At 45.5% G+C, this 235-nt stretch carries 1 pseudogene; it reads right to left on the bottom strand.

Annotation, left to right across the window (positions count from 1 at the left end):
• Positions 1-235, bottom strand: a pseudogene (locus AB4512_RS20950) (YcgN family cysteine cluster protein); the annotation flags it as partial.

Raw genomic sequence — 235 nt, 5'->3', positions numbered from 1 at the left:
ATACCACTTTGTTACGAACGCTTTCACCTGCTGCATGCATCTCTGTTTTTGATCCGGTGATCAACGGGTGCCATTCAGGGATCGGCTTAGATTCTGATAGAAGACGGTAAGCACAAGTGTCTGGTAGCCAGTGAAACTCATCGATCTTGTCACGAGTCAGCTTCAAACATTCTTCACCTGAAGTGAAGCGGTTCGGGTAATCTTTACACGAACATGTTTTGTCGTTTAACCAGCT

Source organism: Vibrio sp. 10N.222.52.B7 (assembly GCF_041474275.1).
GTDB lineage: Bacteria > Pseudomonadota > Gammaproteobacteria > Enterobacterales > Vibrionaceae > Vibrio > Vibrio crassostreae_C.
The sequence above is the reverse complement of the archived record's forward strand: the minus strand, read 5'-3'. Positions and strand labels throughout refer to the sequence as shown.